Source organism: Tardiphaga sp. 172_B4_N1_3 (genome assembly GCF_052076035.1).
Classification (GTDB): Bacteria; Pseudomonadota; Alphaproteobacteria; order Rhizobiales; family Xanthobacteraceae; genus Tardiphaga; species Tardiphaga robiniae.
Window position 1 is genome coordinate 3,546,943 of sequence record NZ_CP197238.1, and the last position, 15,146, is coordinate 3,562,088.

A 15,146-nucleotide genomic window follows, 5' to 3' on the forward strand; every position below is an offset into this window, starting at 1 on the left:
GTAGAGCGGTCGACTGGGCGGTCAAGAATTCGCCCGCGCGGAAGCCAAAAAAATTTGCCCCACCCCCCTTGAAACTTTCCGCCAGTTTTTTTTATTTTAGGTGCGCTGGACGCCAGAGGTTGGGTCCAGCGTGAGGCGGACGCCGGGGGTGTCCGGCGCCCGCTCATACCCATCTTGCTCATTGGAGGATTTGGCTATGAAGACTTACGACTTTGCTCCGCTTTGGCGCTCAAGCATTGGCTTCGACCGCCTGTTTGACCTCGTGGATGCTGCTCAGCGCGCGAACGAGGACAGTTTCCCCCCATACAATATCGAACGTGTCGGGGATGACCGATACCTCATCTCGCTTGCTCTGGCGGGTTTTTCGCCGGACGAGATCAGCTTGACGGCAGAGCAGAACGTTCTGACGGTCGAGGGCCGCAAAGGCGAACAGAAGCGTGACTTCCTGTTTCAGGGCATTTCTGGTCGCGCGTTCAAGCGGCAATTCAACCTCGCCGACCATGTCCAGGTAACCAGCGCGACTTTCGAGAACGGCCTTCTGCAGATCAACCTGATCCGCGAGATTCCCGAGGCCATGAAGCCGCGAAAGATCGCCATCAACGCAGGTCCGCGCTCAAACGTCGAGCAACTTGAAGCCAAGGCGGCCTGACGCCTATTCGATCACTTCGTGCAATCGTTCCGCGATGGCTTCGGCCGTCGCGGATTTGCGCGACATTTGGCATGGCGCGTTGATCACTCGCGAAATCGACAGGAGGCAGGGATGACCCAGTTCGCACTTCCAGCCTTGGCCGCTGGAGAAGGCCTTACAAACTATCTCACCGCGATCAAGCAGTTTCCTCTCCTCAAACCTGAAGAGGAGCTCGCCTACGCCAGGCGCTTACGCGAACACGGCGACAGGAACGCTGCCTATCATCTTGTGACCAGCCATCTCCGGCTGGTCGCCAAATTGGCGATGCGCTATCGCGGCTATGGGCTGCCCATCGCTGATGTCATTTCGGAAGGCAACATCGGCCTGATGCAAGCCGTGAAGCGATTTGATCCGTCTAAAGGTTTCAAGCTTGCGACCTACGCCACCTGGTGGATCAAGGCAACGATCCAAGATTACATCCTGCGGTCGTGGTCGATCGTCCAGATTAGCGCCAAGTCCACCCAAAAGCGGCTGTTCTTTAACCTGCGTCGCTTGAAGAGCAAGATCGCAGCGCTCGAAGAAGGCGATATGCAGCCCGACCACGTAGCAACGATAGCGCGCCGCTTGAATGTGCCTGAACGCGAGGTCATTGAGATGAACCGGCGGTTCCTCGGAGACATGTCGCTCAATGCGGCTTCACGAGTGGACGAAGAAGAAGGCGCTGAGTGGCAGGAGCGCTTGGCCGACCCAACGTCGAATTTTGAAGACGACGTCGCGGAACGCAGCGAACTTAACTGGAGGCGGCAGATCCTCGGGCAAGCGCTCGCCCATCTGAAACCGAGAGAGCAGCGTATCATCGAAGCACGATGGCTGTCGGATACCCCTCTTACACTTGACGACCTGGCCGCAGAACTGGGCGTGTCACGCGAGCGTGTGCGGCAGGTGGAAGTCAGGGCACTCGAAAAGGCCCGGGCGTATGCAGCTTTGCTGGCCGGAGACATGGGCGCGAAGTAATTCGATCCGAGCGGGCTCGACGGGGGCGACATTAGCTTTCCAAGCGCTCCACCCATTGGGAGATGGTGAGCGCAATTTCCGCCACTACGTCCTGGTCGGTCCGTCCGCTGCGGGCCGGGATATGAAAGCCGTGATCGGCGCCATCGATTAGGTGAGAGGTTGCCCTCGATCTCAGTCCCTTGCAAACTTGGCGAAGGAGCACGGGCTCCGCCAACTTATCACGCGTTCCCTGGATGAAGAGCATGGGGATCCGAATGCCTGCAAGGTGTTCGGCCCTTGTGATCGAAGGTTTACCGGTCGGATGTAGGGGGAAACCGACAAAGGCCAGCCCGCGCACATCTTCGATCGGATCTTCTGCTTGCGCCTGCGAGGTCCTGCGCCCGCCGAATGACTTGCCACCCGCGATAATAGGCATGCCGCGGCATCGACGGCGGGCGTCCGCCACCGCCAATCGTATGGCCGCATGCGCAACAGCCGGAGTGTCGGGGCGTTTGCTGCTCTTCTCCATGAACGGGAACTGGAAGCGCAAGGTCGCGATGCCATGGCCATAAAGCTTTGCAGCGACATCTTCCATGAACGGGTGCGTCATGCCTGCGCCTGCACCGTGGGCGAAGACGAAACAGGCTTGCGCGTTCCGCGGCTTCATCAGGAGGGCTGAAAGCGCGAGCGCGTCCTTGCTCTTCAGCGTCAGGGGCGTTACGCGCGGCAGCCGGGTGTTCATTTCGCTGTCGAGCGCTCGCCGAATCGCTCCTCCTCCAAGCCGAAGACCGAGCGACCGCCGAGCGCGGAGGATGCCTGTAATTCGCCATCCACGAAATCCTCGAAGGACGGACCGCTTGCCGTTTGTTCGAGGCGGCGAGCCTGGTCGTCGAGCCGTTTCAGAGTCTGCATCTCCTCGTCTCGGCCGAGCTTGGCGTTCTGGACGGCTGTCTTTAGCACGCGGATGGTCTCGTCGTAGACCTTGATCGGCACCGGGTACGGGTGACGATCCTTGCCTCCATGGGCGAGTGAAAACCGCGCCGGGTCGCGGAAGCGGTACGGCGCGCCATGGACGACCTCGGCCACCATCGCAAGCGAGCGGACCGTCCGTGCGCCGACGCCCGGCGTGAGCAGTAGCTCGGGAAAGTCGAGCGGCCCGCGCTCGGCAGCCGCGGCGAGCGTGCCATGAAGGCGCCGGGTGAACACATCGCTCGAGCGGACATCGTGATGCGCCGGCATGACGAGATGCGGCAGGAGGGGCTGGGCAGGCGCGCTGCCAGTCAGCGCCGCGAACTCGTCGACGATGCCGTCGGGCCCCAAAGCCATCAGCAGGTCCAGTTGCGCTGTTCGGGAAGGCGCGGCGCGCCCATCCGTCAGATTGACGACGTTTCCTTGAAACGGACCATCGATGGCGCTGTGCGGTTCATCGACGAAACTCGTCAGGTTCTCGGAATGCCAATGATAGCGACGGGCCTGTTTCTTGTCGCCGTTCATGCCCTGCTGGACCACCGTCCATTTGCCCTCGTCGGTGACGAAGAAGCCGTGCAGGTAGAGATCGAAGCCATCCTGGACCGCTGCGCTATCGACCTTGGCGACGAGACGGCTCGCGCGCGTCAGGGCGGCCCCGTCGAATCCGATGCGGTCGCCGAGCGCGTGAAGTTCGTCAGGAGTTTTCCGCGAATGCTGGCCCCGACCTCCGCAGACGTGGATGCCGAGTTCGTCCTGCAGCGGACCTAGGCCGCGCTTGAGAGCACCGATGACGCTGGTCGTGATCCCGGACGAATGCCAGTCCATTCCCATCACGGCACCGAAGGATTGAAACCAGAACGGATGGGACAGCCGCCGCAAAAATTCGTCGCGACCGTAATGGTGGACGATCGCCTGGGTGACGATGGCACCGAGCGCTGACATGCGCGAGGCCAGCCATGGCGGAACCCGTCCACCATGCAAAGGAAGATCGGCGCTGCCGGTCCGTTTCGCCATTCGTCCTCGATATCCGATTCTTTGCCATTTAGGGGCTACGCTCGACCATCGTCCGGAAGGTGATGGAGTAGCGTTTGGCTTCGACGGCCGGAATGCTGTGTTCCCATACCGACCGCGCCTCGCCGGACATCATGTAGATCGAACGAGACTTCGCTTCGAGGGTGAAACGCTCGAACTTGGTCGAAGCGGGCCTGCGAAATCGGAACTTGCATATCGTGCCCAGCGACAGGCCGAAGATCCGGTCGAAGTGCGGCTTGTCCCTGTGCCAACCGATCTCGACGCCGACGTCGTATTCGGTGCAGAGGACTTGCTGTATTCGCGTACTGGGTCCACCGAAAGTCTCGACGCGATGTGAGACATCGGAGAGCCATTGAGGAATTGGCTCGGCTTCAACGAGGTGGCGTGCCGTATAGTCGTAGCTGAACCCGAAGGAGGCTACGCGACGCTTGCCCTCATACTGGCCGAACTGAAACGGCTGGAGGGGCAAGTCGGCCACTTGGGCTATAAGGTCGAGCGCTTCCGCTGCCGAAACGAAGTCTTCGGCATACCGGAGTCCCTCGGGACCTGGCGTGTTTTCCGCAAACAAACTGAATTGGTCGGACAGTGGATTCTACCAAGGCTGTGGATCTACGACCTAGTTATGGAGCCGCAGCGCAAAGTCAAAGGTCAGGGGATCCCGCACATCATAACCAACCAAATAAGAACGGGGCGTACGCGATCGCGAGGAGAATAAGCGCCAGTGGAAAAGCCGTTGCAATGAAGATTGTATCCATGTTGCGAGGCTGCATGGTTACGAAACCGAACAATCGGAGTTCCGTTCCAATTCCCGCCTCAGTCGCCGCCCTTCTTGGCCCGACGTAGCGCGGCGCCCAGCTTCTCCCGTTGCTGCTCCCAGCGCCGTCGTTCGGCCTCCGTGCGATTGTCGATTTCGTCGCGTTCCGCCTGTATCGCGGCATCTCTCGCGTCGTGCTCCTGTTCAGCGGCATCAAAGGCTACTTGTGCGCTTGCAACCTGCGCTGCTTTCCGTTCTCGCTCCTTGATCCTGGCTCGCTCTTCCTTGCGCTGGTCGGCTTCGCGTTTCCGCTGCTGTTTGTCGAAGATGGCCGCGGCTCTACGTGCTTCCGCGTTGTCGACTTTGGTCGCTTTGGCCTGAGGAGCCACCCGCTTCCGCGGAATTGACACTTTCTTGCCGGCCGCAAGGCCTTTCGGAAGTTCGCTCGTCTCCTTGAACGCGCCATCGGTGCCGACTGCTCTCCGCAAAACGATGCCGGGATGCGCGATTGTTGCCGAGACGATTGCAGGGTCGTCGGTCTCCTCGGCGAAGCCCTGGTGAAACAGGTTGCTGTCGGCGCCCCAGATCTCGAGCGCGGCCTTCATGGACGGCGCGGCAACGGCCAGGTCGAAAAAGCCGATCGATGTCTGGTAGGTCTTGAGCTTCCGGGCCATCACTCGCAGGCCGGACAGGTGTCCGCTAGGCCATCGAGTACTTTCTCGATGGCTTTCACCCGTTGCTCCTTGTTCTTACCGGAGAACTTTCGATGTTCGGCGATCGATCTTGCATAATCCACGGCATGGTGGCTGTGACGAAGGCGCAGATAGCCGTGATCCGGACAGGGCGCGATGGCGTGGGCCTCAAGGAGGATATCCGTCGCCCATATGGATAGAGTCTCGGCGTCGTTCGTGTTCTTCGACATAGTCGCGTCTCTCTAGGGAATTTCGTCCCGAGAATGGGATTTGGCGTTGACCGGAAATCAGACATGCCGTTTCGGTGTTTTGACATTCGAGAATGTTGTCATCGTCGGGCACGGCTTGAAAACAGCTAAGCTATTCTTGAGTTCCTTCTCGGTCGGAAAGGCATTCACCATGCCTTGCGTCAGAGCTTCCGTCGGCGATACCGGCGGTCGCCGGACTTTCGAAGGCGTGTTCTAAAGCCTCGGGTCGATGGAACCAGACAGCGAGTTGAGCGATTGCAAGTAGCTATCCACCGCGGCCAAAGGGCGTAGGTCGTTGCTACAAAATGGGCTCTATAGCATTGCGTTCAATGCCGGTCTCGGTGGGTCCGGAGGTGCCGGCGTCGTCGTGCTCTGTGACGGCGTTTTGCTTGGGGGCGATTCTTCTCTGCTGTACAAAGGCGCTTACTCGCAACGAGACGGGAAGTTCGAAGCGACTGTGCGGACATCGCGTCACGCCAACGAAATCCCGTCCCTGTTCGGGCTGGACGAGGCGACGCTGAGCTTCGCCGGGACCATCATTCGTGGAGACGCACGCGGCTTCGGCGCTTCCCCTCAGGTGCCAGACATCAGGTTGGAGGTCCATCTCAAGTTCAGGGCGCCCATCTGAGGGATTGTTAGGTCTGGTTTTGGCTGCACGCCAACAGGAAATCCAGAGCCGACATAGCATCTAGATATCGCAATTTCACACGGCCGTTCAACCCAACGGCCTCGTTAACTAACGTCTGATCCGGCACCCGCTTGAAGCCCATTGCCCAGTTCGGAAACAGTCGATCACCATATGCAAGGCCGCGCTGGAGCAAGCTGATATCTCGATGCCGCGGATCGACGCTGATGCGGCTGTAAACTTCGATCACATTATCCGGCTCTCCCTCAAGCACCTGAAGAAAGTCGCTGTCCGAATGGACAAGCATGCCTGTTATATGCGCCGCATCATTCCGGGCCCTTGCCTTTTGCAGTAGCTCGGAAAGATCCCCGGATGAAAATGGCTCATTTGCAGTGCTAAGATACAAAATTCGAAACACGAACGACCTCCATACCCGTCAACGCCGGGTTCCAAAGAGAGTTCAATCGTGCCGTAGACGATCACGCCTCCCCTGACCGGCCGCGCCCCTGAGCTCACCGGAACAGGTGTCATCAAGTTTGACGGTTGGCCCGCCGACTTGTCCATGACCACGGCGGCTTCAATGCCCGCATCACCCCATTTTACGGTACGATCCCGGTGACGTTGCGATAAGCCATGTCTGGCGCCGGCTTCTTCAGAAAGACGGGAGTAAGTTGATCGGGTCTCTAACCGATTGAGGCTTCCAGAAATTTGGCCGTGCGGCTTTCGGCGTTGCGCGCAACATGTTGCGGTTCGCCAGCGGTCACGACGGATCCGCCCTCATTGCCTGCGCCGGGGCCCATATCGATTACCCAATCACTTTCGGCGACCACTGCCATATCGTGTTCGACGACGACCACCGTGTTACCGGCATCCACCAGGCCTTGAAGCTGCAGCATTAGCTTTTCGATGTCTGAGGGATGCAATCCAGTCGTCGGCTCATCCAGTACATATAGTGCCGCCCCCCGCTGAGCTCGTTGCAATTCGGTAGCGAGCTTGATCCGTTGGGCTTCGCCGCCACTGAGTTCCGTTGCGGACTGACCGAGTTTGATATAACCGAGGCCGACCTCTCGAATGACACCGAGCGAACGTGCGAGTAGCGCATCTTTCTCGAAAAACGCGAGCGCATCGTCCACCGTCATGCCCAACACGTCGGCAATGGATTTGTCCCGGATCTTGATTTCCAACGTCTTCGCGTTGTAGCGCGACCCATGACAGGTCGGACATGGCGCGTAGACTGACGGGAGGAAAAGCAATTCGACGGTGACGAAGCCCTCACCCTGACAGGTTTCGCAACGTCCTTTGGCGACATTGAAAGAAAAGCGGCCGGCATCATAGTGCCGTGTCTTGGCCTGCTTCGTGGCCGCGAACAGCTTTCTGACGTGATCGAAAAGCCCTGTATAGGTGGCGAGATTCGACCGCGGGGTGCGCCCGATCGGCTTTTGATCGACGACAACGAGACGTTTTACGTGCTCCATGCCCCCGACGATGTTGCCGCCAAGCGTTTGAATGGCGGTTTCCAGAAGGTCTCCTTCGTCCGGAGCGCCCCGGTCCTCTTCGCCGCTCTTGTGCCCCAATATTTCCCCAACCTTCTCGACCAGAAATTGAGTGATCAAGCTGGACTTGCCCGACCCCGAGATGCCGGTCACCGCGGTAAACACACCGACAGGAATGTCGACGTCGAGGTCGTTGAGATTGTTGCGGGTGACACCGCGAAGTTGTAGCTGACCTCGCGGGAGACGGCGCGTGCGGTCGATGGCCGTCGCGTTTCCGAACAGATGGCGCCTTGTTTGAGACGCCTCGACGCCGGCAAGTCCTTTAGGGATACCGCTGTAAAGCACCTCGCCCCCGTGAACGCCCGCGGCGGGGCCGACATCGACTATCCAGTCCGCGTGGCGGACGACATCCAATTCATGTTCGACGACGAAAAGCGAATTGCCTGCTGCCTTGAGCCGGTCCAGCGCTCGCAGGAGAGCTTCGGTGTCGGCTGGATGAAGCCCAGCGGAGGGCTCATCCAGAACATACACCACGCCAAACAGGTTCGACCTGACTTGGGTCGCCAGCCGGAGCCGCTGCAATTCGCCGGGGGACAGTGTCGGCGTGCTGCGCTCGAGGGCGAGATATCCCAGGCCGAGATCGAGCAGAACCGCCAATCTCCCGTTCAGATCTTCCAGGATGCGCTGGACCACGAGAGCTTTTTCCGGATGGTCTTTGGGCGTATGAGCTTTGCCTTCGAGATACGGCACGATCAACTCGCGAACGCCCCTTAAAGGAAGCTCAGACAGTTCCGCAATATCCAAGCCTGCGAATTTGACCGAGAGAGCTTCGGGCTTAAGCCGTTTTCCCCGACATACCGGGCAACGGCCGCTCAGCATGAATTGCGAAACCCGCCTCTTCATCATCGCGCTCTGCGTTGTTGCGAACGTCTGCAAGACGTATTTGCGCGCGCCGGTGAAGGTGCCGTGATAACTCGGCTCTTCCTTGCGTTTGAGGGCTCGCCTCACCTCAGCTGGCGTGTAGCCTGCATATACCGGGACGGTGGGCTGTTCCTCGGTAAAGAGTATCCAGTCGCGGGTCTTCTTCGGCAGTTTGCGCCAGGGCGTGTCTACGTCATGACCGAGAGTTACCAGGATGTCCCTCAGATTTTGTCCCTGCCAGGCACTCGGCCAAGCCGCCACGGCTCGCTCCCGTATGGTGAGCTTGTCATCGGGGACCATCGAGGCCTCGGTAATATCGTGGATCCGACCGATTCCGTGACAGTGAGGACAAGCTCCTTCGGGAGTGTTGGGCGAAAATGACTCGGCATAGAGCAGTGGTTGTCCACGCGGGTAGTCGCCGGCGCGCGAATACAGCATGCGCAGCAGGTTCGACAATGTCGTCACGCTGCCGACCGACGAGCGTGTCGTCGGAGATCCGCGTTGCTGCTGTAAAGCCACGGCTGGTGGTAGACCTTCGATTTCGTCCACCTCAGGAATGGACATCTGATTGAACAATCTTCTCGCGTAAGGGGACACCGACTCAAGATAACGCCGCTGCGCCTCGGCATAGAGCGTGCCGAAGGCCAGCGAGGACTTGCCCGATCCCGACACCCCTGTAAAAACGACAAGTGCATTGCGGGGAATGTCGACGTCGATATTCTTCAGATTGTGCTCGCGAGCTCCGCGAACACGCACGAAGCCCTCATCGACGGCCGAGTCGGCACCGTACGAACCACCTCTTCCTGCGTGCATCTTGCCCTTCCGCGCAAATTGGCGTGTGATATCAACCGCAGATGAAACTTTGGCGGACGAGTTCCGTTCCCCACACGGAGCTTCCGGCCGGTAGCATTGTTTGTCATAGCGACTACATACTTCATCGCCCCGGAGTTGATCCTTATTCAAGCCTTTGCAATTGGTCGGGCGTGGCCATCCTGCGCGCCATCGTGGTCGATCGGTTGCTGGCGCCATTCCGCTTTAACCGACTGAGGCTTCTTCTTCGCCCCTTTCGAAAACATCGCCTTTGACGCCAGCTAATTCGCACCCGCGAAAAGCGAGTCCGGTAGTGGATAATAGGAGGAAGAATTCGCAGAGGTTAAGGCCTTCGATCGACGCCTTAGTCGTCAGCGTGGCTCCGTATGTCGATACATCCCTCATGACGCATGAGCGGCGCCACGTACCATCGATCGCCGTCATTTGAACGTAGACACCGCGCTCGAAACGAACGCTGCCGAAACTGGTAGCGGTCTTAGGAGCACTGGAGGCTCTATCTCCTCAGGATATTGAGCACCACTAACCCAAATACGGACGGGGAAACATAAACGTCAGACCCGGCGGAGCTTCTCCATTTGGAAATTAGGCGACGCGAGCCACCAGACGGATTTGGCCGGAGCGGCCTATCGCGTGGTGAAATAGAAGTCCTCGCTCCCCGACAGCGAGCCCTATGAACGGCGGCTTTGCGCCGGAAGCGACCATTCCATATTGTAAGTTATGCGATTCGGAGCGGATCGTGCCTAGCTGGCTCCTTGGCAGGCATGCCGAAAACTGCGTGGCCTCCCTCTGATCCTGGTTCGAATTCCGGTGCGAGCCAATCCTGACTACGTTGCCCGGTCCAATCGCAAACGTTCTGCGCGAGCGCGTGCATCGATCACAGCGCTCGGTGACGCTGACGAAATCGTGCGGTTTCGGCCGGTCCGCTTCGCTTCGTAAAGTCGCCCATCAATCCGTTTGTACAGGCTCGGCCAGTTATCTCCCGGTTGCAGCTTCCCAACGCCGAAGCTCGCGGTGACCTGCCTCGCTCCCCCCAGGACAGAAAAGCTGTTCTGCTCGATGGCTGTCCTCAACCGTTCGGCATAATCAACCGCTTCCTGTTCCTCTGTATCCGGAAGGAACACCGCAAATTCCTCGCCGCCCAGTCGCCCGACGATGTCGCGTTTGCGCGACGCGTTGCGCAGCATGCGTCCCACCTCTTCCAGGACATCGTCTCCGACGTCATGACCGAGGGTGTCGTTGATGCTCTTGAAGTTGTCGATGTCGCACAAGGCGAACGAAGCACGGCCCGATCCGTGTTTGAGCAGATGGGCAGACACCCGGTCTTGAAAGCCGCGCCGGTTCAGAATGCCGGTCAACAAATCGAAATCGCGTTCGCGGCGGAGATCGTCGATCATGTCGGACACCGCCGCGGCGAGGACGGCCAGCGCCAGGCCAGCGCCGAGCACGGCGAGCGAAAGCTGGAGTGCCTGCCAGAACATCGAATTGCCGAACGTGATCTTGTCGATCGGCGCGGAAAATCCGACCGTGAGCAAGGTGCGGGGAAAAAAATGCAATCCGAACAGCAACAGCACCCAGAACAGAGCCCGATCGACATACGGCCCGCGCGCCAACGCGGTGAGCCGCCCAGCTGCGAGCAGCATCAGCAAGCCATAGCCGAAATTCTGGATGTAGACCCGGGCGACGAGATTACGATCGACATAGAAGAAGTAGGCGAGCAGACAAACGAAGCCGGCAAGGATCGCCATATCGATGACCGGACCTAGCCCCCTTCCCGAACGCACCAGGATGCCCTCCACTGCGGCGATCACCGCCGACGTGTAGAGCGCGCCCGACACAATGGCATTGACGCCCACGCTGGGAGGCAAACTCAGGATCTGCGACATCGCGCCGAGAGCAAACAGGACGCACGCGCTGGCCAGCAAAAGCAGGTAGTTACGCTTTTTCTCCACGAGCCACGCGCAGACGAAGGCAACACCGAAGACGAACAATATTCCGGGCGTGATCAGTTGAAGCGTAGTCTTGACGATGACCCCATTCATCTCGTTCAAACTTTCCAATAGGCCCCAGCCGTTGCGACGCACGGCTTGGGGATGCTTCGTAGACAATGAACACTGTCAAATCTGATCGAAAATGCCTCAAAAGCGAATCGACTTCCGGGAACCGATCGAATGGTTGCTCAACGGGTCGACTAGCGTAGCTAGCTCATGGGGAGCACCAGATCGATGCCTTTACGGGTCATAGCGCCATGCGCGGCAAGTGCTGGCTGCGATTATACGTCTCCACTATGGTGGGCGCGATCACAAAGCATATCGCCTCAAGGCGCTGGAGACCCCGTTGATGATTTCTTTTCGCGCGTTCGCCATTGCTGCTGCGACACTTGCCATGACACCAGCCGGCACCGAGCGCGCAGCGGCGCAAACTTCTCCTGCGACCGAAAAGCTCAACGCCTATGTCGGTTGCATCAATCGGCTCTCGGCGCGCGCCTATGACTCGCGGTCGCGCTATTTCAACTGGGCGCCGAAGTCCGGGCCGACCGGCAAGGAGCGTATCATCTACGGGACTTATACCATCTATGACACCGCAGATTGCGCAAAGAACGTCGCAGCGGCCAATACGCTGGAGCCGCGCGATAGTGCACTGGAGGCTGCGGCGTCCGCGTATGTCAGTGCTGCGACGGCGCTCGGCCCGCTGCTGAAAGAAGCCGACGACTATTACACGCAGGAGAATTACAAGGACGACAAGATGGCCAAAGGTCGCGCGCTGCACCCTCGTCTTGTCACGGCATGGGATGCGTTCGCTGATGCCGACAAGAAGCTGCGCGCCGGCGTCGAGGCTATCAACGATCGACGTAAGGCCGAGGAACTGATTGCGATCGAGGCCAAGGAAGGCAAGAAGACTCGCTACTATGTCGAAGCGATCATGATCGATGCCAAGCGTATGCTCCGCCTGCAGGATAACGACAAGCCGGACATTGAGGCGATCACCAAAGCAGTGAGCGAATATGAAGCGAACATGAAGGCGCTGGAGGAGACCTCCGCCGCGGACGGTGAGAAGGTCGGCTCAATGTTCGCCAGCAGCGCAAAGTCGGTTCTAGTTACCGCGAAACAATTGATGCGCCGGATTCGTGACAAGGTGCCTTATACTTCCGGCCAGAAAATGATGATGAGCCCGGGTAGCGCTTGGATGGTCGAAGGTTCCCCAGCCCGTCTCCTACGGGACTACAACCAGCTAATCGAGGCGTACAACCGTGGCACCCGGATATAGCCGACCCATAGAAAGCTAGGCGGCCATTCACTATTCGCCGATTGAACCTTTCGCATCACGAGGCAGACGCGCAAGCCATGTCGGTTACAGCCAGTGTTTTTTCACAATCGTTCTTCCATGGAACGCGCGCAAACCTGCAGCCTGGCGACCTTATCGTGGTGGGCTGTCGTTCCAACTTCACCGATGCCGCACCGCTGTCTTGGGTTTATTTTTCCGCAACGCTCGACGCAGCGATCTGGGGAGCGGAACTGGCCTTTGGCAGCGAACCGCCGCGCATTTACGTCGTTGAACCAACAGGGCCGTGGGATGACGATCCGAACGTTACGAACAAAAAATTTGCCGGCAATCCAACGTTATCTTATCGCTCCCGCGATCCTTTACGGGTTCTTGGCGAAGTCACCAAGTGGGCCGGGCACTCTCCAGAGAAGCTTAAGCAAATGAAGGATGGCCTATCTCGTTTGAAGGCGGAAGGAGCCACTATCATCGATTGATTTAACCGCGACCATCGCGATCAAGACGATGGGCGGGATTTGCACGAGCGCGGTTGGATGCATCGGACGGTTCTATTGAGGACGGTCGTCTTGGAAATGTGCGAGGGCGAACAGTCGGATTGCCGACTGGCTAGTGGAAGTATTGTTTCGGCGACCAGTGCCCTGCCGCAGAATTTCAAAGCCTCGTTGGCCAGAGCGGCGCTTTCAGAGATGCCAGCAAAAGCGACGTGGCGACTGGCCTGTTCTACTTGCGCTAGACGTTCCGACATGGATTGGATGCGGATGAATGTACTATCAGAGAACCAGAACGATCAATGATATCTCGCGAGGTTAAGGGCGGCGTCAAGTCCCGACGTCTAACGCTCGTTCACCGAATTCCTCGCATCTGCTTGTAGTGATTTAGCGTGAAAATGCGAAGAGCCGACGAGAGGTTAGTTCTATCGCGGCCCTCGGCTAGAGCGCTGATGAGATCTGATGTTGACTGCTCGCGTTCAGCAGCGATCTCCTTGATCGAGTCCCAGAATTCATCCTCTAGACTGACGCTCGTCTTGTGGCCGCCTATCACAACTGATCGCTTCCGAATTCCAGCCGCCGAACCGCTGAGGCCTTCCACTTACTTTTCTCCCGCCCATTCTGCGGACGGATGTAGGTCAGCGACCCTGAATGCGTCATGAACGATTTATTCAGGCGTTAGCACCTCGAGTTAATGCTATGGGCCAGGTGCAGCTACCGCTGTCTGACCTCGAGCTCGTCGCCGGATGCATGGCGACATGACCAGGTTTCGCCCAGAGGAGCCGGTCGGTTATAACGGCGTGAGACCGCGGGGCCGTTATCGCAGGTGCAATGGCCGTTCGATAAAACAAATATCTCGGGACCGCCGACAAGATCGCCGCTCGCGATTTCCTGAAAGCTGCTCGGAAGCTTGTTAAAGACAGCATAGCGCGCGCAGCTAAGTTCGGCTGTGACAGCGGGCGGCCCAATCAGGCCAGTTATTGCTGCACCGAGAATCATCGACCTAAGAACGCGGCGGCAAAAGCCCGTCCGGGCGAGCTCGAGCCCTATCGCGCGGCTCAGCGGGCAACGAGTTAAACGATCTCGGGAACGCCCCCCGCGACGAACTTTGCGCCAGCCCTGCATTGTAATGCTCCTGTTCTTCATCTGTCGCATCTCGCGGAGGACGCGTTCACGTGGCGCACTCATCCGGCTCACGTTGGACTAAATTGTTCCTGATGATCCGTAGCTGCTCGGCGTTCTTATGGAGCGACGCCCGAAACAGTCGCAAATTGGAGGCGCCCCCGCCGCCAAAAAAAGACCAAAATCACCATCATTTTCGACGCCTGGTACCAGCTGACGCAGTTGCGCGTCGGCTTAATTCCGCGGCGACGTAGGAATACGGAATACGGGAATGGCAAAAAAGCTTCTGCCCAAGGGCGCGCTCGAACATGCAGTGCTGGTTGAGCTCCGCTCGTGCTACGGGTGCGAGGACGTTAGCGGCGTTGAGATTGAACTTATATTGGATGATCGTTTTTCAGAGAATTGGCGCATAGCGAATCTTCAGAGGCCCACCAAAGACGTCAGCCGTGCCGGTCCATCTGAACTGCCCACCGTCACTCGCGCGGTCGCTTCGGTGCAAAGAAGGCTGCGCGAGATTTATGGCGTCGATACCTCCTTCAGGACCAGCAGCACTGGCGCCTTCGAGGCGGCCACCAGTGACATCAACAGTCGACCGCGCGAAGAAATGCGGCATTAAGGCTTCCGGCGGAGTGACGCTGGACGGCGTCGCGTGACACGCCTTCTATGGTGATGTGATGTCATCGATTGCCCCTACTGGCAGTCTGATAGCTGCAGAAGCAGGTTTGACGCCCTTGTTCTCTCTCGAAGGGCTTTGTTAAGCGTCTTTCGTTGCGCGAGCGACACAGGCTGCGTGTTAGTTCGCCCTGAACACGATCCAGTTATTGTCGGATTGATTTAGCTCATTTACCGTCGCAACTGTTCTTCCCGGATTGCATGCTTCAAGATTCGCATCCTTGAACGCTGCGGACCCATGCGATTGGAATTAGCGTCATGCGCGAATGCGTGAGCGATGTAACAATCGGACGACAGTCAGATGACTTCCGCCGGAAGATTCTGGATCGCGCGCGGCGACCTCCACCTGCCAGCCGCAGGGCGCTCTGGCTCCACTTGTTGCTCGCGAGCGTGTCGGCT

The 15,146-nt window shown here is 58.6% G+C and carries 14 protein-coding genes and 1 pseudogene; 5 read left to right on the forward strand and 10 right to left on the reverse strand.

Translation table 11 applies throughout. The annotated features are described in order from the left end of the window. Positions 1 to 196: 196 nt before the first annotated feature. Both AB7783_RS16840 and rpoH read left to right on the forward strand, forming a co-directional pair. Positions 197 to 649: an Hsp20 family protein gene (locus tag AB7783_RS16840; protein ID WP_231081045.1), complete on the forward strand. Its 453-nt coding sequence runs from the start codon at positions 197 to 199 to the stop codon at positions 647 to 649. A 111-nt stretch (positions 650 to 760) separates the two neighbouring features. Then, positions 761 to 1,642, forward strand: coding sequence for an RNA polymerase sigma factor RpoH (rpoH, locus tag AB7783_RS16845; protein WP_439059641.1), 882 nt, complete (start codon positions 761 to 763; stop codon positions 1,640 to 1,642). Between the two features lie 31 nt (positions 1,643 to 1,673). On the opposite strand, the gene AB7783_RS16850 is transcribed toward rpoH, so the two are convergent. The 9 genes and pseudogenes from AB7783_RS16850 to AB7783_RS16890 form a co-directional block, all read right to left on the reverse strand. After that, positions 1,674 to 2,363: an alpha/beta hydrolase family protein gene (locus AB7783_RS16850; protein ID WP_441278250.1), complete on the reverse strand. Its 690-nt coding sequence runs from the start codon at positions 2,361 to 2,363 to the stop codon at positions 1,674 to 1,676. Further along, a complete protein-coding gene (locus AB7783_RS16855) occupies positions 2,360 to 3,604 on the reverse strand; it encodes a DUF763 domain-containing protein (protein ID WP_149532893.1) in 1,245 nt (414 codons plus the stop codon). The genes AB7783_RS16850 and AB7783_RS16855 overlap by 4 nt, the downstream gene beginning before the upstream one ends. A 28-nt stretch (positions 3,605 to 3,632) precedes the next feature. Then, positions 3,633 to 4,190, reverse strand: a complete 558-nt coding sequence (locus AB7783_RS16860) for an alpha-ketoglutarate-dependent dioxygenase AlkB (protein WP_441278251.1) — start codon at positions 4,188 to 4,190, stop codon at positions 3,633 to 3,635. A gap of 245 nt (positions 4,191 to 4,435) precedes the next feature. After that, positions 4,436 to 5,050: a cell envelope biogenesis protein TolA gene (locus AB7783_RS16865; RefSeq protein WP_441278252.1), complete on the reverse strand. Its 615-nt coding sequence runs from the start codon at positions 5,048 to 5,050 to the stop codon at positions 4,436 to 4,438. Continuing rightward, on the reverse strand, positions 5,050 to 5,298 hold the full coding sequence (locus AB7783_RS16870) for a hypothetical protein (RefSeq protein ID WP_120286827.1): 249 nt from the start codon (positions 5,296 to 5,298) through the stop codon (positions 5,050 to 5,052). Before AB7783_RS16870 ends, AB7783_RS16865 begins: the two co-directional genes overlap by 1 nt. 653 nt (positions 5,299 to 5,951) lie before the next feature. Continuing rightward, positions 5,952 to 6,359 carry a BLUF domain-containing protein gene (locus AB7783_RS16875; RefSeq protein WP_441278253.1) on the reverse strand — a complete coding sequence of 136 codons (408 nt, stop codon included), beginning with the start codon at positions 6,357 to 6,359 and terminating at the stop codon, positions 5,952 to 5,954. Between the two features lie 265 nt (positions 6,360 to 6,624). Then, positions 6,625 to 9,168 (reverse strand): excinuclease ABC subunit UvrA, encoded by a 2,544-nt coding sequence (gene uvrA, locus AB7783_RS16880; RefSeq protein WP_120286830.1) that lies wholly within the window; start codon positions 9,166 to 9,168, stop codon positions 6,625 to 6,627. Between the two features lie 261 nt (positions 9,169 to 9,429). Then, positions 9,430 to 9,609, reverse strand: a pseudogene (locus AB7783_RS16885) (PilZ domain-containing protein); the annotation flags it as partial. Between the two features lie 401 nt (positions 9,610 to 10,010). After that, on the reverse strand, positions 10,011 to 11,225 hold the full coding sequence (locus AB7783_RS16890) for a GGDEF domain-containing protein (RefSeq protein ID WP_441279712.1): 1,215 nt from the start codon (positions 11,223 to 11,225) through the stop codon (positions 10,011 to 10,013). A gap of 298 nt (positions 11,226 to 11,523) precedes the next feature. Between AB7783_RS16890 and AB7783_RS16895 the strand changes: the two genes are divergently transcribed. Then, positions 11,524 to 12,450 (forward strand): YiiG family protein, encoded by a 927-nt coding sequence (locus AB7783_RS16895; RefSeq protein ID WP_441278254.1) that lies wholly within the window; start codon positions 11,524 to 11,526, stop codon positions 12,448 to 12,450. 77 nt (positions 12,451 to 12,527) lie between these two features. Then, on the forward strand, positions 12,528 to 12,941 hold the full coding sequence (arr, locus tag AB7783_RS16900) for an NAD(+)--rifampin ADP-ribosyltransferase (RefSeq protein ID WP_441255691.1): 414 nt from the start codon (positions 12,528 to 12,530) through the stop codon (positions 12,939 to 12,941). A gap of 367 nt (positions 12,942 to 13,308) precedes the next feature. Here arr and AB7783_RS16905 read toward each other — a convergent pair whose 3' ends face one another. Further along, positions 13,309 to 13,554: a ribbon-helix-helix domain-containing protein gene (locus AB7783_RS16905; RefSeq protein WP_439072835.1), complete on the reverse strand. Its 246-nt coding sequence runs from the start codon at positions 13,552 to 13,554 to the stop codon at positions 13,309 to 13,311. A gap of 792 nt (positions 13,555 to 14,346) precedes the next feature. Here AB7783_RS16905 and AB7783_RS16910 point away from each other — a divergent pair. Continuing rightward, the gene (locus AB7783_RS16910; RefSeq protein WP_439072836.1) at positions 14,347 to 14,691 is read left to right on the forward strand and encodes a hypothetical protein; all 345 of its coding nucleotides are present in this window, start codon (positions 14,347 to 14,349) and stop codon (positions 14,689 to 14,691) included. Positions 14,692 to 15,146: the final 455 nt, after the last annotated feature.

Excerpts from the sequence above, each read along its gene's own strand:
- uvrA (WP_120286830.1), bottom strand. The coding sequence starts at position 9,168 with ATGCACGCAGGAAGAGGTGGTTCGTACGGTGCCGACTCGGCCGTCGAT.
- AB7783_RS16890 (WP_441279712.1), bottom strand. The coding sequence starts at position 11,225 with ATGAATGGGGTCATCGTCAAGACTACGCTTCAACTGATCACGCCCGGA.
- AB7783_RS16895 (WP_441278254.1), top strand. The coding sequence starts at position 11,524 with ATGATTTCTTTTCGCGCGTTCGCCATTGCTGCTGCGACACTTGCCATG.
- AB7783_RS16910 (WP_439072836.1), top strand. The coding sequence starts at position 14,347 with ATGGCAAAAAAGCTTCTGCCCAAGGGCGCGCTCGAACATGCAGTGCTG.
- AB7783_RS16840 (WP_231081045.1), top strand. The coding sequence starts at position 197 with ATGAAGACTTACGACTTTGCTCCGCTTTGGCGCTCAAGCATTGGCTTC.
- AB7783_RS16865 (WP_441278252.1), bottom strand. The coding sequence starts at position 5,050 with ATGGCCCGGAAGCTCAAGACCTACCAGACATCGATCGGCTTTTTCGAC.
- AB7783_RS16855 (WP_149532893.1), bottom strand. The coding sequence starts at position 3,604 with ATGGCGAAACGGACCGGCAGCGCCGATCTTCCTTTGCATGGTGGACGG.
- rpoH (WP_439059641.1), top strand. The coding sequence starts at position 761 with ATGACCCAGTTCGCACTTCCAGCCTTGGCCGCTGGAGAAGGCCTTACA.
- AB7783_RS16850 (WP_441278250.1), bottom strand. The coding sequence starts at position 2,363 with ATGAACACCCGGCTGCCGCGCGTAACGCCCCTGACGCTGAAGAGCAAG.
- AB7783_RS16870 (WP_120286827.1), bottom strand. The coding sequence starts at position 5,298 with ATGTCGAAGAACACGAACGACGCCGAGACTCTATCCATATGGGCGACG.
- arr (WP_441255691.1), top strand. The coding sequence starts at position 12,528 with ATGTCGGTTACAGCCAGTGTTTTTTCACAATCGTTCTTCCATGGAACG.